This window comes from Ruegeria sp. HKCCD8929 (assembly GCF_013031405.1).
Lineage (GTDB): Bacteria > Pseudomonadota > Alphaproteobacteria > Rhodobacterales > Rhodobacteraceae > Ruegeria.
On the sequence record NZ_WPZY01000013.1, the window covers coordinates 1 to 24499 of the forward strand.

Genomic DNA, 24499 nt, shown 5'->3' on the forward strand with positions numbered 1-24499 from the left:
CACACTGACAACCATTTGGGAATCCCCCGATTCAAGTTTTCGGCGGGATGCTTTAAGCGGTTTTCAAACCGCTTCAAGGCGTTTGCAAACGCCTTGACCCGCCCCGCTCAGTTCGTGGTTTCCAGACCCACCGGTTTGCCTACCACGGTGAAATGCAGCCCGTCGGGGTCGAGGAATTTGCGCGCAAAGGCGTTGATTTCGTCCAGCGTCACCGCGTTCACCTTGTCGTTGCGGGTGGCGATGTAGTCGATGGGCAGATCCTCCATCTGCATCCCCACCAGAATACCCGCGATCTGGCCGTTGCCGTCGAACCGCAGCGGGTAAGCGCCGGTCAGATAGGTCTTGGCGTCCTCAAGCTCTTTCTCGGTCACACCTTCGGTTGCCGCGCGCGCCCACTCGTCGCGGATGACCTCGACCGCTTCGGCGATCCGGTCATTGGCCGAAGCAACCGAGCCTAGGTAGAGAGAGGCCAAGTCCTTGGGCACCAGATAGGAATAGACGCCATAGGTCAGCCCGCGCTTTTCCCGCACCTCGGACATCAGCCGGCTTTCGAACCCACCGCCCCCGATGATGTGGTTGAGGATGTAAGCTGCGAAGAACTCCGGATCGTCCCGGTCGATGCCGGTCTGGGCGAACAGGGCCACCGATTGCGGTGTGTCAAACTCGACCACGCTGACCCCGCCGGAGATGTTCAGATCCGCCTTGCCCGGGATCGGTGCGCCGGTTTCCGGCAGGTCGCCCAACAGGTGATCCAGCAGCACGCCCAGTTCCTCCGGAGTGATATCCCCCACCGCCCCGACATAGAGCCGGTCACGCGCTAATGCGCCCCGATGGGCGGCCACGATATCGTCACGTGTCAGGGCTGAGACGCTTTCGATCGTGCCCTTACCTTCGCTCGCATAAGGATGATCGCCATAGACCATGGCCGCAAAGCTGCGCCCCGCGATGTCGTTGGGGTCCTTGGCGTCCGAGCGCAGGCCCGAAATAACCTGCGCACGTACACGGTCCACAGCGTCCTGATCGAAGCGCGGTTCAAGGATGGTGGTCCGCAGCAGGTCGATCACCTCGTCGCGGTTCTCGGTCAGAAACTGGGCCGAGATCGACAGGGTGTCGTCGCCGACGTCATAAGTGAACGACGCGGCCAGCGATTCCAGCTTGCGGGCATAGGTGCGCGCATCCATGTCGCCCGCGCCTTCCTCGATCAATCCGGTCATCAGATTGGTCGCACCGCGCTTGCCCGGTGCATCCAGCGAGGTGCCACCACGAAAGCGCAGCTCAAGTGCGGTGAAGGGGATCGAGGGTTCCTCGACCAGCCAGGCCTTGATGCCCTTGGGCGAGGTCACTTCCTGAATATTCACCTCGGCCCAAGCCGGCAGTGCCAGAACCACGGCGATCAGAGTTGCGAATAGAGCCTTCATTGCGTCACCTCCTGATCGCGCGTCAGCCAGCCGGTTACCGAGGTTTCGGGACGCAGCACCTCGTTGGCGGCGGCGATGATGTCCTCGCCGGTCACGCCCTGCAAGATGTCGGGCCAGGCCTGCACATCCTCGACCGTCAGACCGCTGCTCAACGCCTGTCCATAGCGGTTGCCGATCCCGTCCACATTGTCGCGTGCATAGATCAGCGCGGCGCGCAGCTGCATCTTGATCCGGTCCAGTTCCTCTTGCTTGACACCCTCGGCGATGAAATCAGCCAGGGCCTGATCCATAGCATCTTCGGCCTCTTGCAGGGACACGCCGTCTGCCGGGACCACGATCAGGTCAAAGGTGGTGTCGTCGAGCGAGACCCCCCGGTAGAACGCACCGGTATAGACCACCTTCTGATCCTCGAATTGCAGCTTTTCGTTCAGATAGGACGTGGTGCCGCCCCCCAGCAATTCGGCCAGTAGGTAGAGCGCGGCGGCCTTTTCCTGATCGCCCGCATCCCGTTCCGGCGCCAGATAGCTACGCTGCACATAGGGCTGCGCCACGCGCGGGTCGCGGAAGGTCACGCGGCGCTCGGCGGTTTGCGGCGGTTCCTGCGAGCGGATGCGCTCGGGCAGGTCGGGATTGGCGGGGATCACCCCGTAGTATTGCTCGGCCAGCGCCTTGACCTCATTGGGCTTCACGTCGCCGGTCACGACAAGGATGGCGTTGTTGGGGGCGTAATAGGTCCGGTAGAAGGACAGCGCGTCCTCCATGTCCAGCGTCTCCATCTCATGCCGCCAGCCGATGATCGGCGCGCCGTAGCGATGGTTGAGATACTGCGCCGCGTTCACCTGTTCGGCAAACAGCGCGCGGGGGTTGTTTTCGGTGCGCTGGTTGCGCTCTTCCAGGATCACGTCGCGCTCGGTCGCGATATCACGCTCGGTCAGGCGGATGTTGCGCATCCGGTCCGCCTCCATCTGCATCATCAGCTCAAGCCGGTCGGCGGCGATGCGTTGGTAATAGGCGGTGTAGTCGTAAGAGGTGAAGGCGTTGTCATTGCCGCCATTGGCCGCGACGGTGGCCGAAAGCTCCCCGGCCTCAAGCGTATCGGTCGCCTTGAAAAGCAGATGCTCAAGGAAATGCGCCACGCCGGAGGACCCCACCGGTTCATCCGCCGATCCGGCCCGATACCACAGCATGTGCTGCACGACCGGGGCGCGGTGATCCTCGACCACCACGACATCCATGCCGTTGTCCAGCGTGAATGTGGTGACCGCTTCCTGCCCGTCCTCGGCCAGAAGCGGGGTTGCTGAGAACAAGGCGGCGGCAAGCGCCAGTGCCCGGACCATGCGGCATCCTCCGTGATGAGTTACGGTGTCAAACTACGGCGGACGCGCAGGGGTTCAAGACGCGATGACGGAAAGTTAAGAAATATTCATTCTTCCGGAGGCGCGGACGGGGTGGGATAGCCACGCTTGCGGAACGCCTCGGCCTGCGCGTAGGGGTCGATGGAGTGCTTGCGGTAGACCTGTTCGTAACGATCCACCGGGAACAGCCGGATTTGCGTGAACCGGCCGCGCCGCTTGCGGAAATCTGCGTCTTCCTGAGCCAGCACCTGACGGGTGTCGGCGGGCACGCCATAACGGCTGGAGGCGGTGACAAGCGCCTGATCGGAGGATGGAATCCCGTTGGAGGCCAGAGCCGAAGCACGACCGCCCAGCGCCTCGACCGCATCCGCCTGCGGGGTCGGGTCGGTCAGGTTGCTTGCGCCCGGCGTGGGGGCGGGCAGGAACTGGTAATCCGTCGGTGCGGTCAGCGGCTTAACTGGCAGCACGGCGAACTCATCGGGGCCGTTTGCTGGCGACTGCAGCACCTTCAACCCCTTGTTCGCGCATCCCGACACCGCGATGGCGGCGGTCAACATGATCATTGCCAGCGGCATCCGCATGGTCTTCTCCTGCCTGTTTGAAGCGGTTTTATCGCATTTCACCCGGCCCGTCACGAGGCCTTTTTGCCATCCAGCAGCACCAGACCGATGGCGCCCGCGAATATGAAGATGTCGGCGATGTTGAACACATAGGGGTTGTGGATGCCGCAGCAGGACATGTTGAGGAAGTCCAGCACATAGCCATAAAGCACCCGATCCAGCACATTGCCCAGCGCGCCGCCGATCAGCAGCCCGGCGCTGAGCAGCATCCAGACCGATGGCGCGATCCGGCGCAGCCAGATCAACACGGCCAGACAGATGACCAGCGATATACCGATCAGAATCCAGCGGCCCGTATCGCCATCGCCCTGAAACAGACCGAAATTGATCCCGCGATTCTCGCCGTATTTGAAGGTGAGCAGCGGCGGCAGCACGTCGATGACCTCGCGCTGCTCGACTCGCATCACGTGCACCACCAGATACTTGCTGACCTGATCGGTCAAAAAGGCCAGAAGCGTGGCCCAGAAGAGCAAACCGTACCGCATCAGTGACGGAAGTGCCGCATGCCTGTGAAGACCATGGCCAACCCGGCCTCATCAGCTGCCGCGATCACCTCGTCATCGCGCATCGAGCCGCCCGGCTGAATGACGCAGGTGGCGCCTGCGGCGGCGGCTTCCATCAGCCCATCCGGGAAGGGAAAGAACGCATCCGAGGCCACGGCAGAGCCAATCGTCAGCGGTTGCGGCAGTTCCAGCGCTTCGGCCATGCGTTCGGCCTTCTTGGCAGCGATCAGGGCCGAGTCTACGCGGCTCATCTGGCCAGCTCCGACGCCGACGGTAGCTCCGTCCTTGACGTAGACGATAGCATTCGACTTGACGTGTTTGGCGACTTTCCAGGCAAACAGCAGGTCACGCATCTGTTCCGGTGTCGGCGCCTTCTTGGTCATCACCTTCAGGTCATCCATGCCGACAAACCCGTTGTCCTTGTCCTGCACCAGCAGACCGCCCGCCACCTGACGCACGGTCTTGGCCGGGGTCGTCACATCCGGCAGCCCTTCTGTGGTCAGCAGGCGCAAGTTCTTCTTGGCGGCGAAGATCGCCTTGGCCTCATCCGAGGCGCCGGGGGCGATCACCACTTCGGTAAATATGCCAGTGATCTCTTGCGCAGTTTCGGCGTCCAGCGGCAGGTTCAGCGCCACGATGCCACCAAAGGCCGAGGTGCGGTCACAATCAAACGCGGCCTTGTAGGCCTCAAGCAGGGTCGTGCCCTTGGCCACACCGCAGGGGTTGGCGTGTTTGATGATGGCGCAGGCGGCACTGTCGCGCGGATCGAACTCGGCCACCAGTTCAAAGGCGGCATCGGTGTCGTTGATGTTATTGTAGCTGAGTTCCTTGCCCTGATGCTGCACGGCGGTGGCGACGCCGGGGCGATTGGTGCCGTCGGTGTAGAAGGCAGCTTGCTGGTGACTGTTCTCGCCATAGCGCAGGGTTTGCTTCAGGTCTCCGGCAAAGGCGCGGCGCGTGGGGGCCTCCAGCTTCAACGCATCGGCCAGCCAATTCGACACGGCAGTGTCGTAGGCGGCAGTGCGGGCATAGGCCTTTTGTGCCAGCCACTGACGGAAACCCAGCGAGGTCTTGCCGTAGTTCTCTTCCAACTGATCCAGCAGCGACGAGTAATCCTCGACATCCACGACGACGTTGACAAAGGCATGGTTTTTCGAGGCCGCGCGGATCATCGCCGGACCGCCGATGTCGATATTTTCGATACATTCGTCATAGTCCGCGCCCTTCGCCACCGTGGCTTCGAACGGGTAGAGGTTCACCACCAACAGGTCGATCGCGCCGATGCCATGTTCCTCCATCGCGGCGACGTGAGTGTCATTGTCCCGCAGCGCCAGCAACCCGCCATGCACCATGGGATGCAACGTCTTGACCCGACCATCCATCATCTCGGGAAAGCCGGTAACCTCGCTGACGTCCTTGACCTCAAGCCCAGCATCGCGCAGCGCTTTTGCAGTGCCGCCGGTCGACAGCAATTCGACCCCGCGCTCGGCCAAGGCCTTGCCCAGCTCGACCAATCCGGTCTTGTCGGAAACGGAAAGGAGCGCGCGGCGCACGGGGTGAAAGTCGGTCATGGGTCCAAAGATCCTTTTGGCGTCAGTCGAATTCGGGCTCGTCCCGGGTGATGTCGCGTATGGCAACCGCAGTATCCTGCGCCTTGCTCAGCGTCCACCGGATGCGCGTCGCATACTCCATTGCGCGGCCAGATAGAACGATCTGTTTTGTCGCGCGTGGCTTCAGACGCCCTTTTTCGAGATAAACGCTCGGTTCCAATGACAAAATGCACTTGCCATCGTGGCGTAGCACCCAAATCTCGCCGCTTTTCAGCGCCATTGACACCGCCGCCCCACCCAGATCAAGCGCCGCATCGACATCCGGGTGCAGATGCAGACGGATATCGAATCCAAAGCCCGAGAGGCCCGAGGCATCCATCGCCTTGTCGAACCGCCGCTTGGCCGGGTCGTCCATCGCCAACAGCATATCCTCGCCCGACAGCCCGCGCCCGTCGAAGCTGAGCCCCAATGTACGGGCATGGGTCAGGCCGAAGACCTTGGAATACCCGTTATGACCGCCCTGAAAACGGATGCCGTTCGGGGCATCGTCGATCTCGACCGGCACCTTGGTGGGGCTGTCCACTAATGCCTCAAGCGCGGTGCCCGGCACGGGCTCGGCCAGCCGAGCGCTAGAGTAGCCATCAAGGCACAGGGTCGAATGCGAGGGCGTGGCCCGACCAGCACGGCGCCATTCCAGCCCGAAACTCTCGCCCGAGCCGCAGTTGACGATCAGCGGGCGGCGGCCCGAGGTCAGCTCGAATGCAAGCGTCGAGGCATGGGCGTTGTACGAGGCCGCGCCCTGGGGCGGAACGCTGGCATCGACGATCACACTAGTGCGTCCGGTGGACAGGCGCGCATAGCCCATCGACAGGCCTACAGGATGCTGCGGCTTGACCCCGCTGGCGGCCAGCGCATGATCCAGCCGCCCCTCCAGCCCGCGCCCGCCGCCATGAAACCGCGCCAGCCCGCCATCGGTATGGCGCAGGCTGCGCAACGTCGGTGCGATGCGCTGGATCGCCGCCGTATGCGCCATGGGGGCACCGCGCCCGACCTCGTGCAGAGAGGCAGCGGTCCAGGTCAGCAGTGTGAAGACCTCAAGCAGTTCTTCGGGATTGCGTGTGGGCAGCCCGCCTTGCTCGTCGATCTGGCTTTCGCATTCGCGGGCAAGGGCCTTGATCGCCGGATCGGCCAGCTCTTCAAGCCCCTCCAATGCGAGCCCGGCATAGATCAGCCCCGCCAGCGCCTCGAACCGGGGTAGGCCTGGCGTGGCCGCCTGCCAGCGTTTCGACAGAAACCAGGTCTGCTGCGCCAGCGAGCGAAACAGGGCCTGGCTTTGCTCGGGGTCGACACCGCGCAGCAGGAAAAGGGCGTGGTTGATCCAGCGGATCACCCGCCGCCCGGTCAGATCCGGCACCCAGCCCGGGCCGGTGCCGCGGCCATGGGTCTCGATCCAGCCCCAGACCCAATGCTGGGCTTTGACCCGAGCCGCGGCATCGCCCACCGAGGCCAGATCGTCGAGCCAAGCGAACCCATGCCGCTCGGCATCGAAGGCGGGGTTTGGGGCCGCGACCTCCCACAGCCCGCTGTCACGCGATTCTACCAGATAGCCCGCGAAAAGCAGATTTCCCGCCACCAGCTGCCGCCCGCGCGCGAATGAGCCCACGGTGCGCGGCTCGGGCTGCGAAACGAAGCCAGCGACCGGTTTGCGGCGCTGGCTGAGGCGCGCTTGAAGACGGTTCTGAAACCGCATCCACCTGCTGGCCATGGTCTCCGGGTTGGACATATCGCTCTGCCTCTTACGCTCTGGTGGCGTTTGCGGCGAGAATAGCCGGTGATCCGCGCCGAGTCACCGAAAGAGTGCCGCTCAGGCCGCTTTGCGCAGACAGGCGATGTAGAACCCGTCCATGCCGCCCCGGTCCGACCAGTAATCGGGGCGCAGGCGCAGGCCGCCCTCTTCGGTGATCCAGCCAGGCTCAACCCCTGGCAGGGCCAGCGCATCGCGGTCGGCGGCTATGTCTGGGAACATGTCCAGCGCCTCCTCCACCTGTACCTCGCCCTCATCGGGCAGCAGAGAGCAAGTGCAATAGACCATCCGCCCGCCGGGTTTCAGCAGGCCGCATGCATGCGCGAGCATCCTTGCCTGCAACTCGATCAGCGCGCCGAATTCCGAGCCGTCCTTGGCCTGTGGCAGGTCCGGGTGCCGCCGGATCGTACCAGTGGCCGAACAGGGAGCATCGAGCAGGATGGCGTCATATTGACCCTCATGCTCCAGCGCATCGCCCACGATCAGTTCCGCGCTGAGCCCGGTACGGTACAGGTTCTCGCGCACCCGCGCCATGCGGGTTTCAGATATATCCAGCGCCGTGACCTTGGCCCCGGCAGCCGCCAGTTGCATGGTTTTGCCGCCCGGCGCGGCACAGAGGTCGAGGATCCGCTCACCCGGTTGCGGCGCCAGCACCTTGACCGGCAGCGTCGCCGCCGCGTCCTGCACCCACCAGTTGCCCTCGGCAAATCCCGGCAGGGCCGAGACCTGTCCGGCCTCGTACAGCCGAACGGTTCCGGTTGGCAGTTCCTCGCCTTCGGGCTTCTCAGCATCGGGTTTGACGGTCAGATCCAAAGGAGCACCTGCGAAATGGGCACGCTCCATGCCCGCCACAGCCTCGGGCCCCCAGGCCTGCACCAGCGGGCCACGCAGCCAGCCGGGCAGGCGCGGCACCCGCAGCTTTTCCCACGCCTCGGGGCCGTCGGCGGCCACTTTGCGCAACACCGCGTTGACCAGCCCTTTCAGGCGTCCATGACGGCGCGAGCGACCCACGATCTCGACCATGGAATTGACCACCCCGTGCGCCGCAGCGCCCTGGCACAGCTCGACCGTGCCCAAGCGCAGCGCGTTGCGCACGTGTAGGGGGGGTGCCTTTTGCAGATGTTTTTTGAGCAACCGGTCGGCTCGCTCCAACCCGCGTAGGGTTTCCAGCGCCAGCCGCTGGGCGCGGGCCCGGTCCTCGGGCGCCAGCCGATCCAACGCTCCGGCCGAGAGGCATTCCGCCAACAGACGCCCCTCGCCCAGAACCTGATCCAGCAGGTAGATCGCGCTGCGCCGCGCCTGAGTGCCCATATCCGCCATCCGGGGCCGTCCTTTGACTGTGACCTTGCGCCCGCATTGCCTTGGGCGGACGCGGGCGTATATCAAGGGCCGAGACGGAAAGGAACCCAAAGCCATGAGTGACGCGCGCAAAGATCTGCCGCCTGCTGCCCAGCGCGCCCTGGCCGAGGCGGAAGAGCGCCGCAAGCAGGCCGAAGCCGAGGCGAAACCGCTGCCCAAGGAGTTGGGCGGGCGCGACGGGCCCGAGCCGGTGCGCTATGGCGATTGGGAGAAAAAGGGCATCGCCGTCGATTTCTGACGCGCGGGTTGCGCGCCCTGCCCTTCCCGGTCAATCTGCCCCTCGATTTTGAAGAACGAACCGCCCGATTGGCGGAAGGGGACAGCCGTGGCCGCCAGACCACCCGCGCAGACCGTATCGACCGGCCTTGTCGTGGCCATCGTGGGCTTTTTCAGCTCATTCCCCATCGTATTGCAGGGGTTGGCGGGCGTTGGCGCCGATGGCGTGCAGTCGGCCTCGGGCCTGATGTTTGCGTCCTTGGCGATGGGCGTGGCCGGGATCGGGTTGAGCCTGTGGAAAAAGCAACCGATCAGCGTTGCCTGGTCCACGCCCGGCGTGGCGCTACTGGCTGTGTCGCAGGCGCCGGAGGGCGGGTTTGCCGGGGCGGTCGCCGGTTTCCTTATGGCTGGGGTACTGACGGTGATCGCAGGCTACTGGCGCCCGCTCAGCCGCCTGATCGCCGCCATTCCCGCACCGCTGGCGCAGGCGATGTTGGCGGGCGTGTTGCTGTCGCTCTGCATCCAGCCGTTTCAGGCCATGGCCGAGATTCCGGCTCTGGCGCTGCCGATCATCCTGACATGGTTCGTGGTGGGTCTGATCAATCGGCTGTTCGCCGTCCCCGCCGCCGTTCTGGTCGCCGCCCTGATGGTCGCCATCAATGCCGGGTTCGATATCTCCGCGCCCGAGCGCATCATCGCCGCGCCGCTCTGGATCGCGCCGGTGTTCTCGGTCGAGGCGTTCACCAATATCGCCCTGCCGCTGTTCATCGTGACCATGGCGACGCAGAACATTCCCGGCCTCGCCGTGCTGCGCAGCTATGGCTATCAGCCCGAACCGGCACCGCTGGTGGCCTCGGTCGGTGTCGCCAGCGCGGTCTCGGCCCCGTTTGGCTCACCCGCCACCTGCCTCGCCGCGATCACCGCCGCCATGTGCGCCAATGACGACAGCCACCCCGACCCGGCGCTCCGCTACTGGTCGGCGGCGATGGCCGGCCTGTTCTACTGCTGCCTCGGGGTTTTTGCGGGCGTCATCACCAGCTTCGCCGCGCTGGCCCCGGCACTGCTGCTGGGGACGGTAGCGGGGATTGCCCTGATGGGTGTCTTCGCCTCAGCCACGCTTTCCGCCCTGGAGGACGCGAGCTATCGCCAGTCGGCGGCGATCACGTTTCTGGTCACGGCGTCCGGCATCTCGATCTTTGGTCTGAGCGCGGCCGTATGGGGGTTGGTCATCGGAGGGATCGTGCAGATCGTGGCCGATCGGGTGCCGAAGAAGGCCTGAGATCGGAACGTATTGCCGCCTTGTACCGGTGGATTGATCACCGCAAAGCCTCGCTCACCGCATCCAGCCGAGCCGCAAGACCCCTTGCTCCTTCGGGTCGATCTCATGTCTTGAACACAAACGATCCAGATAGGACCCAGCAGCGGGAAGCCCAAAAAACTCGATGGCAAGCTTCTTTTTCTGGTGGCCGAAGATATGGACGGAGAACACGCCCTCGCGCTCGATCTCAGCCGTGGCGACCCGCGATGTATGCAGCTTCCATAAGTCTTCCGGCGCCAGCGGGTAGAATGTGTCGGGCTGCATGGCATGGCGGTCTTCGCCCGTCTGCGCCAGAAAATGACCAAAGGCCTTGGGCCCGGAACACCCCCACGGTAAGCTCTCGATCCCCCATGTCTCACCGCGATCAACGCGGCGTTTGTTAACCCGCTGCATTCGTGTGCCGCGCCACGGTTGGCTCGGGTTTGGGGAAGTGACGAACTCCAGCATCGCCGCCAGGGTCCGAGAGTCCTGCGGCAGCCCCATCACACCGCTGGGAAAGGTCCCGCGATGTGAGCGTCCGAACACGTATGGTGTTGCAAAATCAAACGGGTGGACGCAATAGGCGTCCAGATCGACCCAGATGAACCCGGTCCGGCTGACGAGATGCAGGCGGAAGATGTCCGAGAACACGGCGACGCGCAGCCGGTCATTGTCGCTGATCGGGAACGGCGGCGGCCAGAAAATCTCCGATGCGGGCCTTATCTCGGCTCCGTCCGGGACGCCCGAGATCTCTTCGGCGGTGTAAAGGACGAAACGGTGGCCGCGATCCAGATAGGACTTGATGCAGACCGCTTCGAGCCAAGACAGATCCGAGCCGTACCAGAAGCTTGCAGCAACCGGCAGGCTATGTCCCATGAGTTGCCGTCATCCAATCGTACCAGTCCCGTTCCGTCCGAGGTCGCGTCCGCGCAAGGATATGGCCGGGATTCACCGACCACAAGCATCTTGGCGTCAGAGAGCCTGCAGGGGCGGATCGCTATTTCGAACGCAGTCGGAAATCGGCATAGTCACCTGACCCGCGATCCGACGTGAAACGGATCTTGCCGCCATTCACCCCCACCTCCTGACAATTGTACCCGAGGTTCCGTTTGCCCCATAACAGGTCGCGGCAGAAATAGCCGTCCCGCCATGTCCACGATCCTGCGACATCGCTGGGCCCTCCGGTGCCGGTGATCTCTCCCTCGGGCGAAACCTGCAGGCGGATCAGGGGACGGGTCAGGACCTTGCCGGTCACGATAGCCCGGAACGTGCCCTCGTCACTGACCCGCGTGAATTCCGCCGCTGCCGGACCTGCGAGCACGGTCGACAGCCACACCAAAGATATGCGTTTCCACATGACGATCTCCCCACGCTTGCAGAATGTACGCAGGCAAAGGCGGGGTGGATCACTCGGCAGGTTTCAAAGCCGCGCAGAAACCATCCACCAACGCGCGCAGTTTGGCCGAGCGCAGACGGTCCTCGGGCCAGGCCAGCCAATAGCCGTCCCGCGTGGCAAGCTCGGGCAGGTCGAGCCGCCGCAGCCGCCCGTCCGCCAGCAGGCCCTGAGCAAGGGGTACCGAGCCCAGCACCACCCCGAGACCCTGCCGAGCAGCCGAGAGTGCGTGTTCCATCGAGTCCACGCTCAGCCGGGCCATATCCGGCGCGGACTGGCCGGTCTCGCGCGCCCAGTCCTGCCAACCGGGGCGTTCTCCGCGCAGCTCGATCACGCCCTGATCCCAGCCAACCCCGGGCGCGGCCAAGGGCACCAGCACTTCGGGCGCGATCAAGAGGGCCTCGCGTCCGGGCCAGGCGCCGCGCCCGTAACGGATCTGCAACCACGTCCGTTCTTCATCCAGCCCCGACCGGCGCGCCACGGAATCGGTGACCAGCCGAACACCCGGATGGGCCGCCAGAAACTCTGCCGCCCGCCCCATCACCAGCGCGTTGATGTGTGAGCTGAGGCCCGCCACCCGCAACTCTTTCGGGGCCTTGCCGAACAGGTCTTCGGTATTGCGTTCCAGCGCGGTCAGGCTTTCCTGCACCAGCGGCAGATAGCTTTCGCCCTCGACCGTCAGCGACACCCCGCGCGCCTCGCGGATGAACAGGGACCGGCCCAGCCACGCCTCAAGGTTTCCGATCCGCTGGCTGACGGCGGCCTGTGTCAGCCCGAATTCCCGCGCCGCCGCCGAGAACCCGCCCAGACGCCCCGCCGCCTCGAACACGCGCAGCCAGTCGAGCGGAGGCAGGCCCGTTTTCTTCTTATCCATAAGAAATTCCAACCCTCAGCCGAAACAAGGATTAATTGTCGTAATGGCACGGACGGAGTATTTCCTCAAGCGAAAGCCCGCGCGAACAGGAGAGACCCCATGCTGCGCTCCGCCACTTTTGACCCGTCCGTCGTCACGCTGGATTTTGTCGACGGCACCCGTACCCGTTTCCACGCCATCTGGTTGCGCGACAACGCGCTTGACCCCGTGACCCGCGCGCCCGGTAACGGCCAGCGGCTGATCACCATAGGCGATATCCCCGAGGGCATCTCGGTCAGCGCGGCGCAGGTCGTGAACGGTGATCTGTCCGTGACCTTTGCGCCCGAGAACAAGACTGTCACCTTCCCCGCCAACTGGCTGATGGATCACATCTATGACCGCGATCTGTCCCGCGACAAGGGCCGTGTCGCGCCTGGTATCACCACATGGCAGCGCGGCATCGAGGCGCCCAGTGCCGACTGGAACGAGGTGCATGCCAATCCCGCCACCAAGCGCGACTGGCTGGCGGCGGTGGCCGAGTATGGCTTTGCCAAGCTGACCAACGGCCCGACCGAGCCGGAATCGCTGCTGAAGGTGGCCGATCTGTTCGGCTACGTGCGCGAGACCAATTACGGTCCCTATTTCGAGGTGCGGACCGAGGTGAACCCGACCAACCTAGCCTATACCGGGCTCGGGTTGCAGGCACATACCGACAACCCCTATCGCGATCCGGTGCCGACCTTGCAGATCCTCTATTGTCTGGAAAATTCGGCGGAGGGGGGCGATTCCATCGTGGTCGACGGTTTCCGCGCCGCTGAGCGGCTGCGTGCGGACAATCCGGAGGGCTTTGCGCTGCTGGCAGGTTACCCCGCGCGGTTCGAATACAAAGGCTCGGACGGGGTCTGCCTGCGCTCGCGCCGTCCGATGATCGAGCTGTCGCCGGATGGCGAACTGATCGGCATACGTTTCAACAACCGCTCGTCAGCGCCATTCGTTGATGTGCCGTTCAACAAGATGGAGGCCTATTACGCCGCCTATCGGCAGCTGGGCGAGATCATCGACGATCCGGCCATGGGCGTGTCGTTCAAGCTGGAGCCCGGTGAAAGTTTCATCGTCGACAACACCCGCGTCCTGCATGCGCGGCTGGGCTATTCCGGCGCGGGCTCGCGCTGGTTGCAGGGGTGTTATGCCGACAAGGACGGGCTGCTGTCGACACTGGCGGCGATGGAGATGGCACAGCCGGAGGCGGCGGAATGAGACCGGATTTCTCGACCCTGAACCGCGACAACATCGTCGCCTTCATCGCCGATATCTTCGACCGTCGGGGCGGCGAGGAATATCTGGGCGAGCCGGTGACGATGGCGCAGCACATGCTGCAAGGCGCCACAATTGCCGAACAGAACAACATGCCCGAAGAGATCATCGTTGGCGCCCTGTTGCACGATATAGGCCATTTCACGTCCGAGTTCGGCACCTATCACCCCGACGACACCAAGGACCGTCACCACGAGGACGCAGGCGCCGAGGTGCTGGAGCAGTTCTTTCCCTCGGTCATCACCGATTGCTGCCGATATCACGTAGCTGCGAAACGCTATCTCTGCGCGACAAAGCCCGAGTATTTCAATCGCCTGTCGGCGGCCTCGGTCCATTCGCTGGAGTTGCAAGGCGGACCGATGAGCGCGGATGAAGTTGCGGAATTCGAAAGCAATCCGAACCTCAAAGAGATCATCCAGGTGCGCTATCTGGATGAGGCTGGCAAGCGGGCGGATATGGAAACCCCGGATTTCGACCATTTCGCGCCGATGGTGCAGCGCTTGATCGACCGCCATATGGGCGTAGCATGAGCGCGCCGGAATATATCTTTGAGGCCAGTTCCAAGCCATCGCTGCCCTGGCAAGAGGTGCCACTGATCCGGGCGACCGAGGAGTCCGTGCAAGGCTATGGCTGTCTGGTCGATGATCCCGACACGTTCGAGATCGAGATTGTGCGCTGGCCGCAGCAGGGCTGGCGTCCGATCGACGAGGGTACCGGGGATGAGGGCGGCTGGGTCGAAGGCACGTTCCGCTGCGACTGGCGGGGCGATGTGCTCTATGGTGAGAACGAGGCGGTCAGGGGCCATTACGTTCTGGGCTGGTCCACTGATCCCCAGCAGGCGCAGACCGAGCGGAAGACCGTGCCACGCGATCAGGTGCTGCTGTGGCACATGAACTATCACCCCGATGGCGGGCAGATGTTCTGGCCGCTGGACAACAAGCCCTTTGTCGTTCCTGCCGCCCTGCCCGGTGACAACCTCACGCCGGACAAGGTGGTGGCGTTCTGGTGTGACGGCTCACGCGGGCTCTATATCCATCCCGGCATCTGGCATGAGGGGATTTTCCCGGTCGAGGATCAGCAGCGCTTTCTCGACCGTCAGGGCCGCGTGCATGCCCGTGTCAGTGCCGATATCGGGCAGGAGTTCGGTGTGTATCTGGCCTGTCCGCTGCGGGCGGACAAGATCAAGGAGATCTGAACAGCGGCTCGCGATGGGCAGCGTGGCGGATGGCGATCCAGATCTGAACGGCCACGAGATAGGGAACGAAAAAGGCAAAATTCTGCACAAGATCAAAGGCGCCGGAAAAGTCAGGCTCGGACCACAGACCTCCGGTCAACAAGTACCAGAGCGTGTAGTGCAACCGGTAAAGCCATGAACCAAGGGCAAGCCAGAATAGTCTCAGCCCCCACTTCCAATGACCGTTCCTGTCACCGGACAAGGCCATGCGCGCCACCATCAGCGCCGCGGTGAACAGACACACTCCATACAGGAAGAACGCGACCGACATTACCGGGCCGCCAATTGTTCCGCGCAGGGGAACGTAAATCATCCCGGCCAGCCCGGTCACCAGAGCTAGGGCAATCAGAACCGCCCCGAGGCCACGATGAAAGCGGTTGAACCTTTGGCGGATGCCTCTCACAAGCTGAAGCGGAACCAAGGCGACCAGCACCGCCCCGGCGGAGATATGCAGCATCATCGCCGCATTTCCAACGACGTGATCTTGAGCGAACAGGTAGCTTTGGTCGGCGGCATCATGGGACAACCCAATACCGATCATCCCGACCGCGTGAACGAGAAACGGCAAAAGAGTCAGGTAGAACAACGACAGCAATAGGATCGTCACAATGCCCGACTTTGATCTCCACATGACCAGACCTTAGTGGTGATCGCCGCGCGTTAAGATTGGCGCGGCCTCAACGACCCGGAGCCTATCAAAGCCCCAGCACATCCACCATGTCATACTGCCCCGGCGCCTTGCCCTGCCCCCAAAGTGCTGCCTTGAGCGCGCCGCGGGCAAAGATCGCCCGGTCACTGGCCAGATGGCGCAGCACGATGCGCTCGCCCGGTGCTGCGAACAGCACATCATGCTCCCCCACGATGTCGCCGCCACGAATGGCGTGGAATCCGATATCGCCCCGCTTGCGGGCGCCGGTGATGCCGTCGCGGGCGCGGTCCGAGACATCCGTTAGCGCGACGCCGCGCCCCTCGGCAGCCGCCTCGCCCAGCATCAACGCGGTGCCCGAAGGGGCATCGACCTTGTGGTGATGATGCGCCTCGATCACCTCGATATCGAAATCCTCGTCCAGCGCGGCGGCCACCTTTTGGGTGAGCTGCACCAGCAGGTTCACGCCAAGGCTCATGTTGCCGGCCCGCACGATGACGGCATGCCGCGAAGCTGGCTCCAGCGCCGCAATCTGCTCATCCGTCATGCCGGTGGTGCCGATCACGTGGACACAGCGCGCCTGAGCAGCCAGCGCGGCGAATTCCAGCGTCGCTTCGGGCGCGGTGAAATCGATCACCGCCTGCGCCCGTGCAAACGCCTCGAGCGGGTCGTCGGTCACGGTGACGCCCAGCGGCTGGCCGCCCATCGCCTCGCCCACATCGTGGCCGACCCAGTCATGCCCCGGACGCTCGACCGCGCCCACCAGACGGGCCTTGTCACTTGCGCCGACGGTCCTGATCAGCATCTGGCCCATGCGGCCCGAAGCTCCGGTAATGACGATCCCTGGGGTATGGGTCATGACGGCGTCCTTCCTCAATTCGGCTCAAAGCCTCCTACCCGGTTCGGGGCCGCTTGGCAAAGCCTCGGTTAAGGCTTAGATCGGAAGCCATGGCAAAGAACAAATTCCACGACGGTCCCGGCCCCTCGCAACGTCAGCTTCGCGCCGGCGAACTGATCCGCCGCACCCTGTCCGAGGTGCTGGCGCGCGGCGACGTGCACGACCCGGACCTCAACCGCATGTCGATCACGGTGGGTGAGGTCCGCACCTCGCCCGATCTCAAGATCGCCACCGCCTATGTGCTGCCCCTCGGCGGCAAGGGGCAGGAGGACGTGCTGCAACTGCTGGCCCGCAACAAGGGCGAGCTGCGGCGCGTGATCGGCAAGAAGGTCGGGCTGAAGTTTTCGCCCGACCTGCGGTTCCGGCTGGATGAGACATTCGACCGTCTCGACGACACCCGCCGGATGTTCGAACAGGACGCGGTGCGCCGCGATCTGGACGAGTGATCCGGGCGCTGGCGGCGGGCCTCGCCGCCCTTTGGGCAGGGCAGTCGGCGGCTGTCGAGTGCCGGGACCTGGACCATGAGGGCAACCGCTATTCGGTGTGCGAAGTCGATGCGGGCAGCGAGGAACTGAGGCTGTTTCTCAACGATGGTGAGGGGCAGGTGCTTGGCCAGTTCTCAAGCGTCGATGCCGCGCTTGACGCCGAGGGCAAGCAGCTTGCCTTTGCGATGAACGCTGGCATGTATCACGACGACCGCTCTCCGGTCGGGCATTATGTCGAGGACGGGGCCGAACAGATGCGGGTGATCCCCAATGCCGGGCCCGGCAATTTCGGTCTGCTGCCCAACGGGGTGTTCTGCATCCGCGAGGGCCGCGCCGATGTCATCGAGACGCTACTTTATGTCGAGACGCAGCCGGGATGCCGGGATGCCACCCAGTCGGGACCGATGCTGGTGATCGATGGAGAACTGCATCCGCGGTTCCTGCCCGATTCCACTTCGCGCTATGTCCGCAACGGGGTGGGCACCAGCGCCAACGGGTCCCGCGCGGTGTTCGCGATCTCGCGCAATTCGGTAACCTTCCACGAATTCGGCAGCCTGTTCCGCGACGTGCTTGAGACACCGCAGGCGCTTTACTTCGACGGTAATGTATCGCGCCTTTATGCGCCGCAGATCGACCGGGCCGATGCCGGGTTCTCCATGGGCCCGATTGTCGGCGTGGTCGAACCGCGCGAGTGATCATCGACACTGCCCAAACTGTCTTATTTTGCTAAATTGACAGCGCCCGACCGATCCGCTAGGTCGCGCGCCTCAGCAAGATGCAAGGTGCAAGATGGGACGCAAACGCAAGGGTCGTGACATTTCCGGTTGGCTGGTGGTGGACAAGCCTGCGGGCATGACCTCGACCGCTGTGGTGAACAAGGTTCGCTGGGCGATGGACGCCAAGAAGGCGGGCCATGCGGGCACGCTGGACCCGGACGCCACCGGTGTTCTGGCCGTGGCATTGGGCGAAGCGACCAAGACCGTTCCCTACATCACCGATGCGCTCAAGGCCTACACTTTCACCGTGCGTCTGGGACAGGCCACCAATACCGACGATGCCGAGGGCGAGGTGATCGCGGAAAGCGGCGACCGCCCGACCGATGAGCAGATCAAACAGGCGCTGGCGCCCCTCCTGGGCGAGATCATGCAGGTGCCGCCCAAATTCTCGGCGGTCAAGATCGACGGTCAGCGCGCCTACAAGCTGGCCCGTGACGGCGAGGATGTCGAGATTGCCGCCCGCCCGCTCTGGGTCGAGGAACTGGTGCTGGTCGACCGTCCCGATCCCGATCACGTGGTGCTGGAAATGACCTGCGGCAAAGGCGGATACGTGCGCTCGATCGCCCGCGATCTGGGTTCCGCACTGGGGTGTTACGGTCATGTGAAAGAGCTGCGCCGGATCTGGTCCGGCCCGTTCGACGCCGAAGACGGGATCACCATCGAACAGATCGACGAAATGGCCAAGACGCCCGCGCTGGACGACCACCTGCGCCCGCTGGAGGAAGGACTGGCCGATCTGCCCGAGCTCAAATGCACCCCCGAAGGTGCCACGCGACTGCGCAACGGCAACCCGGGCATGGTGCTGGCCTCGGACGTGGAATATGGCGACGAGGCCTGGGCCTCGCTCGATGGCCGCGCGGTGGCGGTCGGGATTTACAAGTCCGGCGAGTTGCACCCAAGCCGGGTTTTTGCCGCCTGAGCCATATGGCGACCTGCGGCGCAGCATGCTAAGCGCAAACGCATGATCACCCGTTCTCACACCAAGGGCGACGCGCCCTCGACCGCCATCTATTCCGATTGCGAACGCTACCGCTACAGCCTCACCCGCGTCTGGGACACGGCAGGGCGCAGGGCGCTGTTCGTGATGCTGAACCCCTCGACCGCGACCGAGGTGCAGAACGATCCTACCGTCGAGCGCTGCGAGCGACGGGCGCGGGCACTGCGGTTCGGGGCCTTTCAGGTCACCAACATCTTCGCCTGGCGCGACACCGATCCGCGCAAGATGCGCGCGGCTGCGGACCCGGTGGGGCCCGAGAATGACGACGCCATCCTTGAGGGTGTGGACTGGGCCGATCAAGTGATCGCCGCCTGGGGCACCCATGGCGCGCATCTGGAGCGCGGCCCGGCGGTCGAGCGGCTGTTGCGGGGAACCGGGCAGCCGCTATATCACCTCGGGCTGACCAAGGACGGCCATCCCAAGCACCCACTTTACATCGCCTACACCCAGCGGCCGGAAAGCTGGCCCGCGTTACAGGATTGTTAACCAATTGTTTATATTGGTTTTGACTAAGCGCTATGAAGTGAGGATCTCATAGGCTTGGCGTATTCTGCGCCGGGAGACTGGTTATGTTCCTGTTCGCAAGCCTGCTTGGTCTGGCAGCCGTGGGCGGCGTCGCCTACATGGTCGGCGATGAACCCATCGTGGACGATGACGATGAGGTTCTGCCGGACGACAGCGAATTCGACACCGGCGCGGACGAACCCGGCGCCAAGGGTGGCACAGGGGATGAAGAACCGGATGTGCCATTGACACCAACGATCCGGGGGCTGGTCAGCGACTACGAAGGGAATCTCGTGATCGCCGGGGATGAAACCAGCGAGGCCTTGGCCGGGCTGAATGGTGATGATCAGATCAACGGTTATGAGGGCGACGACACCGTTCAGGGCGCTGATGGCAACGACATCCTGCATGGTGGCGAAGGCGACGATCTGGTGCAGGGCGGCGAAGGCGATGACGTTCTGCATGGCGAGGACGGTGACGACCGATTGCAGGGCAACACCGGGGCGGACAGTCTGTTCGGCCATTTCGGCAACGACCACATGCAAGGCGGCGAGGGCGACGACAAGCTTTATGGTGGTCAGGATGACGATCAACTTGAAGGTGGCGAAGGTGACGACGCGCTGCATGGCGGCCATGGCGAGGACGCGCTTGACGGCGGTGAAGGCGAGGACACGTTGTTCGGCGGCTTCGGGAACGATGTTCTGAACGGCATCGAAAGTGCCTCAAACGACACCCCGACCAAGGATTATCTGAACGGCGGTCAGGGCGAGGACACGATACTGGCAGGCCGCAACGATATCGTGACATCCGGTACGGACGCCGATGATATCGTTCTTGGCGATATTGGTGATGACGGCGATGCCGTCTCGGTGATGGATTTCGAACCTGGCGAGGACCGGCTGCTGGTCACCTGGGATCTGGAAGCGTTGCCAGACCCCGAAATTGAAATCCAAAAGGACCCGGAGGTTGCCAACCTGACTCGTGTTCTGATCGAAGGACATGAGGTGGCGCAGCTTTACAGCACCGATGTCGTGACATCGGATGATATTCAACTCATCAAAGAAGCGGATCTGCCCTCGTTCCAGCCCACCGGCTGACGCTGCAGAATTTCTTTGCCAATCGTTAAAAAAGCGCCTATACGCGCCCATCCGTGCCGGAATCGGCGCGGTTTTCTCCATGGGCCTGTGCTGGACGACATCCCGGCCTGCGCCATCACTCTAACCTGTAAAGGAGACCCCGATGTCGATCACGGCTGAAGAAAAAGCACGCGTCATGAAAGAATTCGCGACCAAGGAGGGCGACACCGGCTCGCCGGAAGTTCAGGTCGCAATCCTGACCTCGCGCATCACAACGCTGACTGAGCATTTCAAGACCCACAAGAAGGACAACCACGGCCGCCGTGGCCTTCTGAAGATGGTCGCCCAGCGCCGCAAGCTGCTGGATTACCTGAAAGGCAAGGAAGAGGCCCGTTATCAGGACCTTATCAAACGCCTGGGCATCCGCCGCTAAGCGTTTCAGAGAATTCTGACAGGGAAACCGCGCCAATCCGGATTGGCGCGGTTTTTCTTTTGCCTCGCTGCGGTAAGATATTCCGGTTAGCAAAGTTCTGATTCAACCAAACGGTTGACTGATGCGGAAAAAGGCGGTAATTCACCCAAATGGTTGAACGAGAGAGTCAGGATGACCTCAACGCGATATTGAAGGCCGCGTCCGATCCGACCCGCCGCAAGATCCTGACCATGCTTGCCCAGCACGGTCCCTTGCGAGTGACGGATATCGCACGGCAGTTCGATATGAGCCTCAACTCGGTGTCCAAGCACATCAAGGTGCTGGAAACCGCAGGTCTGGTGCAGCGCCGCACCGAATGGCGCGAGCATCTGATCGAGGTCCGCATGGCTCCGTTGTCGGCCATAGACACGTGGTTTGCCGAGTTGCGTTCGATCTGGGCGCTTCGGCTGGACGCCTTGGAAGCTGCTTTGGAGGACCCTGACGATGACTGATCTGTCGCTTGAGATAACCCGCACCATCCCGCATCCGCCCGAACGGGTTTTCGACGCGTGGCTGGAACCGGAAATGCTGGCCAAGTTCATGCTGCCCGGACCGGGCATGACGGTGCCCGAGGCCACCTCGGACGCCAAGGTCGGCGGGCGGTTCCGTATCGTCATGCGTGCGCCCGAGGCGGGCGACCTGCCGCATGAGGGCGAATACAAAGTCATCGACCGCCCGAACCGGCTGCAATTCACTTGGATATCGCCCTACAGCCAGGACGATTCCACCGTAACGCTCGACTTCACGCCCACGGACAAGGGCACGGAACTCAAGCTGCACCACATCCGCTTTCCGTCTGAGGAAAGCCGCAACAATCACGAGGGCGGCTGGACCGCGATCCTTGTCGCCCTAGAGGCGGCGCTATGATGATCAACTGGCTGGCCGCAGGGGTGGGCGTAATCGCCGCATTCCTGCTGGGGTTTCTGGTTTACGGCCCGCTCGGGTTTCAAAAGCGGTGGGCCGAGGGCACGCGGATCGATCCGACACCGCCCGACACGCCTCCGCTGGCGGCGATGGGCTTGCAAATCGTATTCCTGGTCTTGTTGGCCATCATCATCGCCGCCACCGAAATCACCAACAGTCTGGGCGTAGCAGTTCTGGCGATCCTTGCCGTGGCGGCGCAGGCAGCCTCGGTCGGCAAATGGGCGCGGAAAAGCGGTTTCGCGATTGCCGTCGACACCGGCTATGCCATCGGCTGCGGTATCGTGATGATCCTCGCCCACGCGATCCTGTAGCGCTATAATGTGTGACCCCGTCCGCAAATGGACGGGATCACATCGGGGTTTTCAGCGTGTGCGAGCCCTAAAAACTTCCCCGCTTTCCAATCTCTGCAAACTGCTGTATGGGCCTAGCATCTGAGACGTTGTGCCATGACCCCGGCACTCGAACGGAAGATAAATGGGGTCGGCGGCAATGGGGCCGCCATTGAAACGGGAGACCCGGGATACGCTCGGGAGTGCTCCCTTCTAGGATACGCAAATGTTTGATGTAACGACGAAATCAATGCAGTGGGGCGAGGAGACGCTTACACTGGAAACCGGCAAGGTTGCCCGTCAGGCCGACGGCACCGTGATTGCCACGCTGGGCGAAACCAGCGTCATGGCCAACGTGACCTTTGCCAGGGAACAAAAGCCCGGTCAGGATTTCTTTCCGCTGACTGTGCACTATCAGGAAAAATACTATGCCGCCGGTAAGGTTCCGGGCGGCTTTTTCAAGCGCGAGGCGCGTCCGACCGAGAAAGAGACGCTGACCGCACGCCTGATCGACCGTCCGATCCGTCCGCTGTTCGTCCCGGGCTTCAAGAACGAAGTGCTGGTGATGTGCACCGTCCTGTCCCACGACCTGGTCAACGACCCCGACATGGTTGCAATGATCGCCGCCTCGGCCGCGCTGACGCTGTCGGGCGCACCGTTCATGGGCCCGATCGCTGGCTGCCGAGTTGGTTTCGAGGATGGCGAGTACGTCCTGAACCCGACTGTGGACGACATGCAGGACCTGCGCCTGAACCCCGAACAGCGTCTGGATCTGGTTGTCGCCGGCACCAAAGACGCCGTGATGATGGTGGAATCCGAAGCCTACGAGCTGTCCGAGGCCGAGATGCTGGGCGCCGTCAAGTTTGCCCATGACCAGATCCAGCCGGTGATCGACCTGATCATCTCGCTGGCCGAAGAAGCCGCGAAAGAGCCGTTCGACTTCCAGGCGCCGGATTATTCCGAGCTGTGCGAGGCCGTCAAAGCCGCTGGTGATACCCAGATGCGCGCCGCCTTCGCGATCACCGACAAGCAAGAGCGCACCGCCGCTGTTGCCGCTGCCCGTGAAGCGATCAAGGAAACGCTGACCGAAGAGCAACTGGAAGACGCCAACCTCGGCTCGGCGATGAAGAAGCTGGAAGCCGGCATTCTGCGTGGCGACGTAGTCAAGGGCGGCAAGCGGATCGACGGTCGTTCGACCACCGATATCCGCCCGATCGTTGCCGAAACTTCGATGCTGCCGCGGACCCACGGTTCGGCCCTGTTCACCCGTGGCGAGACGCAGGCGCTGGCCGTGACCACTCTGGGCACAGGCGATGATGAACAGTTCATCGACGCGCTGCATGGCAACTTCAAATCGAACTTCCTGCTGCACTACAACTTCCCGCCCTACTCGGTGGGTGAAGTTGGCCGCGTTGGCCCTCCGGGACGTCGTGAGGTCGGCCACGGCAAGCTGGCATGGCGCGCCCTGCAGGCGGTTCTGCCCGCCGCCACCGATTTCCCCTACACCATCCGCGTGGTGTCCGAGATCACCGAATCGAACGGCTCGTCCTCGATGGCCTCCGTCTGCGGTGGCTCGCTGTCGATGATGGACGCAGGTGTTCCGCTGAAGGCGCCGGTTGCCGGTGTGGCCATGGGTCTGATCCTGGAAGATGACGGCTCCTACGCGATCCTGTCCGACATTCTGGGTGACGAAGACCATCTGGGCGACATGGACTTTAAGGTGGCGGGAACCGAAAACGGCATCACCTCGCTGCAGATGGACATCAAGGTTGCGGGCATCACGCCCGAGATCATGGAAAAAGCCCTGGCACAAGCCAAGGACGGCCGGATGCACATCCTGGGCGAGATGGGCAAGGCGCTGTCCGAGACCAATGAGTTCTCGGTCCACGCCCCGCGCATCGAGACCATGAACATCCCCACCGACAAGATTCGCGAAGTGATCGGTTCGGGCGGCAAGGTCATCCGTGAGATCGTCGAAGTGTCGGGCGCCAAGGTCGACATCAACGACGATGGCGTGATCAAGATCGCCTCGCCCAACGGGGACGCCATCCAAAAGGCATACGACATGATCCACGCGATCGTGGCCGAGCCCGAAGAGGGCGCGATCTATACCGGCAAGGTCGTGAAGATCGTCGATTTCGGCGCCTTCGTGAACTTCTTCGGCAAGCGCGACGGTCTGGTGCATGTGTCCCAGATCGAAAACCGCCGCCTGAACCATCCGTCGGACGTTCTGAAGGAAGGTCAGGAAGTGAAGGTCAAACTTCTGGGCTTTGACGACCGCGGCAAGGTCCGCCTGTCGATGAAGGTCGTCGATCAGGAAACCGGCGAAGAGGTCGTGCCGGAGAAGAAAGAAAAGAAAGAGGCAAGCGCAGAATAATCTGCCAGTCTATTTCAGTGACGAGAAGCCCCGGCACGCAGCCGGGGCTTTTTTGTTGCACGCTGTCTTGCAGAGGTCCGTCGACCCTTAAACTCCGCA

27 protein-coding genes are annotated in these 24499 nt (G+C 63.2%); 15 read left to right on the top strand and 12 right to left on the bottom strand.

Going from position 1 to position 24499, the window contains the following annotated elements:
• Positions 1–107: 107 nt before the first annotated feature.
• From GOX53_RS18135 to GOX53_RS18165, 7 genes are all read right to left on the bottom strand, one after another.
• Positions 108–1418, bottom strand: coding sequence for a pitrilysin family protein (locus GOX53_RS18135; RefSeq protein ID WP_171178789.1), 1311 nt, complete (start codon positions 1416–1418; stop codon positions 108–110).
• Positions 1415–2755, bottom strand: coding sequence for a pitrilysin family protein (locus tag GOX53_RS18140; RefSeq protein WP_171178790.1), 1341 nt, complete (start codon positions 2753–2755; stop codon positions 1415–1417). Before GOX53_RS18140 ends, GOX53_RS18135 begins: the two co-directional genes overlap by 4 nt.
• 86 nt (positions 2756–2841) lie before the next feature.
• Positions 2842–3354, bottom strand: coding sequence for a DUF3035 domain-containing protein (locus tag GOX53_RS18145; protein WP_171178792.1), 513 nt, complete (start codon positions 3352–3354; stop codon positions 2842–2844).
• A gap of 50 nt (positions 3355–3404) precedes the next feature.
• Complete coding sequence (gene lspA, locus GOX53_RS18150) at positions 3405–3878, bottom strand: signal peptidase II (protein WP_171178794.1); 474 nt, start codon at positions 3876–3878, stop codon at positions 3405–3407.
• Positions 3878–5467, bottom strand: coding sequence for a bifunctional phosphoribosylaminoimidazolecarboxamide formyltransferase/IMP cyclohydrolase (gene purH / locus GOX53_RS18155; RefSeq protein WP_171178796.1), 1590 nt, complete (start codon positions 5465–5467; stop codon positions 3878–3880). The genes lspA and purH overlap by 1 nt, the downstream gene beginning before the upstream one ends.
• A 22-nt stretch (positions 5468–5489) precedes the next feature.
• Entirely contained in the window at positions 5490–7229 is a 1740-nt protein-coding gene (locus GOX53_RS18160; protein ID WP_171178798.1) for a heparinase II/III family protein, read from the bottom strand.
• An 81-nt stretch (positions 7230–7310) separates the two neighbouring features.
• Positions 7311–8570, bottom strand: coding sequence for an RsmB/NOP family class I SAM-dependent RNA methyltransferase (locus tag GOX53_RS18165; protein WP_171178800.1), 1260 nt, complete (start codon positions 8568–8570; stop codon positions 7311–7313).
• A gap of 94 nt (positions 8571–8664) precedes the next feature.
• Here GOX53_RS18165 and GOX53_RS18170 point away from each other — a divergent pair, with 94 nt between their 5' ends.
• A complete protein-coding gene (locus GOX53_RS18170; RefSeq protein WP_171178803.1) occupies positions 8665–8847 on the top strand; it encodes a DUF1674 domain-containing protein in 183 nt (60 codons plus the stop codon).
• Positions 8848–8934: 87 nt separating this feature from the next.
• Entirely contained in the window at positions 8935–10104 is a 1170-nt protein-coding gene (locus GOX53_RS18175; RefSeq protein WP_171178805.1) for a benzoate/H(+) symporter BenE family transporter, read from the top strand.
• A gap of 54 nt (positions 10105–10158) precedes the next feature.
• Here GOX53_RS18175 and GOX53_RS18180 read toward each other — a convergent pair whose 3' ends face one another.
• The 3 genes from GOX53_RS18180 to GOX53_RS18190 form a co-directional block, all read right to left on the bottom strand.
• Complete coding sequence (locus GOX53_RS18180) at positions 10159–10998, bottom strand: hypothetical protein (RefSeq protein WP_171178806.1); 840 nt, start codon at positions 10996–10998, stop codon at positions 10159–10161.
• 121 nt (positions 10999–11119) lie between these two features.
• A complete protein-coding gene (locus GOX53_RS18185; protein WP_171178808.1) occupies positions 11120–11479 on the bottom strand; it encodes a dihydrodipicolinate reductase in 360 nt (119 codons plus the stop codon).
• 49 nt (positions 11480–11528) lie between these two features.
• Positions 11529–12389: a LysR family transcriptional regulator gene (locus GOX53_RS18190; protein ID WP_171178810.1), complete on the bottom strand. Its 861-nt coding sequence runs from the start codon at positions 12387–12389 to the stop codon at positions 11529–11531.
• A gap of 99 nt (positions 12390–12488) precedes the next feature.
• Here GOX53_RS18190 and GOX53_RS18195 point away from each other — a divergent pair, with 99 nt between their 5' ends.
• From GOX53_RS18195 to GOX53_RS18205, 3 genes are read left to right on the top strand one after another with little or no spacing between them, the layout of a single operon-like run.
• A complete protein-coding gene (locus GOX53_RS18195; protein WP_171178812.1) occupies positions 12489–13625 on the top strand; it encodes a gamma-butyrobetaine dioxygenase in 1137 nt (378 codons plus the stop codon).
• A complete protein-coding gene (locus GOX53_RS18200; RefSeq protein WP_171178814.1) occupies positions 13622–14212 on the top strand; it encodes an HD domain-containing protein in 591 nt (196 codons plus the stop codon). Before GOX53_RS18195 ends, GOX53_RS18200 begins: the two co-directional genes overlap by 4 nt.
• Positions 14209–14877, top strand: a complete 669-nt coding sequence (locus GOX53_RS18205) for an ureidoglycolate lyase (RefSeq protein ID WP_171178816.1) — start codon at positions 14209–14211, stop codon at positions 14875–14877. Before GOX53_RS18200 ends, GOX53_RS18205 begins: the two co-directional genes overlap by 4 nt.
• Here the strand turns inward: GOX53_RS18205 and GOX53_RS18210 are convergent.
• Both GOX53_RS18210 and dapB read right to left on the bottom strand, forming a co-directional pair.
• Complete coding sequence (locus tag GOX53_RS18210; RefSeq protein WP_171178818.1) at positions 14864–15547, bottom strand: DUF2306 domain-containing protein; 684 nt, start codon at positions 15545–15547, stop codon at positions 14864–14866. The two genes, GOX53_RS18205 and GOX53_RS18210, sit on opposite strands and share 14 nt — an antisense overlap.
• A 64-nt stretch (positions 15548–15611) precedes the next feature.
• Positions 15612–16421, bottom strand: coding sequence for a 4-hydroxy-tetrahydrodipicolinate reductase (dapB, locus tag GOX53_RS18215; RefSeq protein WP_171178820.1), 810 nt, complete (start codon positions 16419–16421; stop codon positions 15612–15614).
• A gap of 89 nt (positions 16422–16510) precedes the next feature.
• Between dapB and rbfA the strand changes: the two genes are divergently transcribed.
• The 10 genes from rbfA to pnp all read left to right on the top strand — a co-directional run bounded on the left by rbfA (position 16511) and on the right by pnp (position 24400).
• Complete coding sequence (gene rbfA / locus GOX53_RS18220; protein WP_171178822.1) at positions 16511–16906, top strand: 30S ribosome-binding factor RbfA; 396 nt, start codon at positions 16511–16513, stop codon at positions 16904–16906.
• Positions 16903–17640 carry a phosphodiester glycosidase family protein gene (locus tag GOX53_RS18225; RefSeq protein WP_171178824.1) on the top strand — a complete coding sequence of 246 codons (738 nt, stop codon included), beginning with the start codon at positions 16903–16905 and terminating at the stop codon, positions 17638–17640. Before rbfA ends, GOX53_RS18225 begins: the two co-directional genes overlap by 4 nt.
• A gap of 94 nt (positions 17641–17734) precedes the next feature.
• Entirely contained in the window at positions 17735–18640 is a 906-nt protein-coding gene (truB, locus tag GOX53_RS18230) for a tRNA pseudouridine(55) synthase TruB (protein ID WP_171178826.1), read from the top strand.
• A gap of 42 nt (positions 18641–18682) precedes the next feature.
• Positions 18683–19204 (top strand): DUF1643 domain-containing protein, encoded by a 522-nt coding sequence (locus tag GOX53_RS18235; protein WP_171178828.1) that lies wholly within the window; start codon positions 18683–18685, stop codon positions 19202–19204.
• Positions 19205–19287: 83 nt separating this feature from the next.
• Complete coding sequence (locus GOX53_RS18240) at positions 19288–20319, top strand: calcium-binding protein (RefSeq protein WP_171178830.1); 1032 nt, start codon at positions 19288–19290, stop codon at positions 20317–20319.
• 142 nt (positions 20320–20461) lie between these two features.
• Positions 20462–20731 carry a 30S ribosomal protein S15 gene (rpsO, locus tag GOX53_RS18245; RefSeq protein ID WP_171178832.1) on the top strand — a complete coding sequence of 90 codons (270 nt, stop codon included), beginning with the start codon at positions 20462–20464 and terminating at the stop codon, positions 20729–20731.
• A 149-nt stretch (positions 20732–20880) separates the two neighbouring features.
• A complete protein-coding gene (locus GOX53_RS18250) occupies positions 20881–21222 on the top strand; it encodes a helix-turn-helix transcriptional regulator (protein ID WP_171178834.1) in 342 nt (113 codons plus the stop codon).
• Positions 21215–21637, top strand: coding sequence for an SRPBCC domain-containing protein (locus tag GOX53_RS18255; protein ID WP_171178836.1), 423 nt, complete (start codon positions 21215–21217; stop codon positions 21635–21637). The genes GOX53_RS18250 and GOX53_RS18255 overlap by 8 nt, the downstream gene beginning before the upstream one ends.
• Entirely contained in the window at positions 21634–22005 is a 372-nt protein-coding gene (locus tag GOX53_RS18260; RefSeq protein WP_254446621.1) for a DUF1761 family protein, read from the top strand. The genes GOX53_RS18255 and GOX53_RS18260 overlap by 4 nt, the downstream gene beginning before the upstream one ends.
• Positions 22006–22249: 244 nt before the next feature.
• The gene (pnp, locus tag GOX53_RS18265) at positions 22250–24400 is read left to right on the top strand and encodes a polyribonucleotide nucleotidyltransferase (RefSeq protein WP_171178838.1); all 2151 of its coding nucleotides are present in this window, start codon (positions 22250–22252) and stop codon (positions 24398–24400) included.
• Positions 24401–24499 lie beyond the last annotated feature (99 nt).

What these genes read in the sequence shown, in the direction of transcription:
- GOX53_RS18135 (WP_171178789.1), bottom strand. Translation starts at nt 1,418, where the DNA reads ATGAAGGCTCTATTCGCAACTCTGATCGCCGTGGTTCTGGCACTGCCG.
- GOX53_RS18140 (WP_171178790.1), bottom strand. Translation starts at nt 2,755, where the DNA reads ATGGTCCGGGCACTGGCGCTTGCCGCCGCCTTGTTCTCAGCAACCCCG.
- GOX53_RS18145 (WP_171178792.1), bottom strand. Translation starts at nt 3,354, where the DNA reads ATGCGGATGCCGCTGGCAATGATCATGTTGACCGCCGCCATCGCGGTG.
- lspA (WP_171178794.1), bottom strand. Translation starts at nt 3,878, where the DNA reads ATGCGGTACGGTTTGCTCTTCTGGGCCACGCTTCTGGCCTTTTTGACC.
- purH (WP_171178796.1), bottom strand. Translation starts at nt 5,467, where the DNA reads ATGACCGACTTTCACCCCGTGCGCCGCGCGCTCCTTTCCGTTTCCGAC.
- GOX53_RS18160 (WP_171178798.1), bottom strand. Translation starts at nt 7,229, where the DNA reads ATGTCCAACCCGGAGACCATGGCCAGCAGGTGGATGCGGTTTCAGAAC.
- GOX53_RS18165 (WP_171178800.1), bottom strand. Translation starts at nt 8,570, where the DNA reads ATGGCGGATATGGGCACTCAGGCGCGGCGCAGCGCGATCTACCTGCTG.
- GOX53_RS18170 (WP_171178803.1), top strand. Translation starts at nt 8,665, where the DNA reads ATGAGTGACGCGCGCAAAGATCTGCCGCCTGCTGCCCAGCGCGCCCTG.
- GOX53_RS18180 (WP_171178806.1), bottom strand. Translation starts at nt 10,998, where the DNA reads ATGGGACATAGCCTGCCGGTTGCTGCAAGCTTCTGGTACGGCTCGGAT.
- GOX53_RS18185 (WP_171178808.1), bottom strand. Translation starts at nt 11,479, where the DNA reads ATGTGGAAACGCATATCTTTGGTGTGGCTGTCGACCGTGCTCGCAGGT.
- GOX53_RS18190 (WP_171178810.1), bottom strand. Translation starts at nt 12,389, where the DNA reads ATGGATAAGAAGAAAACGGGCCTGCCTCCGCTCGACTGGCTGCGCGTG.
- GOX53_RS18195 (WP_171178812.1), top strand. Translation starts at nt 12,489, where the DNA reads ATGCTGCGCTCCGCCACTTTTGACCCGTCCGTCGTCACGCTGGATTTT.
- GOX53_RS18200 (WP_171178814.1), top strand. Translation starts at nt 13,622, where the DNA reads ATGAGACCGGATTTCTCGACCCTGAACCGCGACAACATCGTCGCCTTC.
- GOX53_RS18205 (WP_171178816.1), top strand. Translation starts at nt 14,209, where the DNA reads ATGAGCGCGCCGGAATATATCTTTGAGGCCAGTTCCAAGCCATCGCTG.
- GOX53_RS18210 (WP_171178818.1), bottom strand. Translation starts at nt 15,547, where the DNA reads ATGTGGAGATCAAAGTCGGGCATTGTGACGATCCTATTGCTGTCGTTG.
- dapB (WP_171178820.1), bottom strand. Translation starts at nt 16,421, where the DNA reads ATGACCCATACCCCAGGGATCGTCATTACCGGAGCTTCGGGCCGCATG.
- rbfA (WP_171178822.1), top strand. Translation starts at nt 16,511, where the DNA reads ATGGCAAAGAACAAATTCCACGACGGTCCCGGCCCCTCGCAACGTCAG.
- truB (WP_171178826.1), top strand. Translation starts at nt 17,735, where the DNA reads ATGGGACGCAAACGCAAGGGTCGTGACATTTCCGGTTGGCTGGTGGTG.
- GOX53_RS18235 (WP_171178828.1), top strand. Translation starts at nt 18,683, where the DNA reads ATGATCACCCGTTCTCACACCAAGGGCGACGCGCCCTCGACCGCCATC.
- GOX53_RS18240 (WP_171178830.1), top strand. Translation starts at nt 19,288, where the DNA reads ATGTTCCTGTTCGCAAGCCTGCTTGGTCTGGCAGCCGTGGGCGGCGTC.
- rpsO (WP_171178832.1), top strand. Translation starts at nt 20,462, where the DNA reads ATGTCGATCACGGCTGAAGAAAAAGCACGCGTCATGAAAGAATTCGCG.
- GOX53_RS18250 (WP_171178834.1), top strand. Translation starts at nt 20,881, where the DNA reads ATGGTTGAACGAGAGAGTCAGGATGACCTCAACGCGATATTGAAGGCC.
- GOX53_RS18255 (WP_171178836.1), top strand. Translation starts at nt 21,215, where the DNA reads ATGACTGATCTGTCGCTTGAGATAACCCGCACCATCCCGCATCCGCCC.
- GOX53_RS18260 (WP_254446621.1), top strand. Translation starts at nt 21,634, where the DNA reads ATGATGATCAACTGGCTGGCCGCAGGGGTGGGCGTAATCGCCGCATTC.
- pnp (WP_171178838.1), top strand. Translation starts at nt 22,250, where the DNA reads ATGTTTGATGTAACGACGAAATCAATGCAGTGGGGCGAGGAGACGCTT.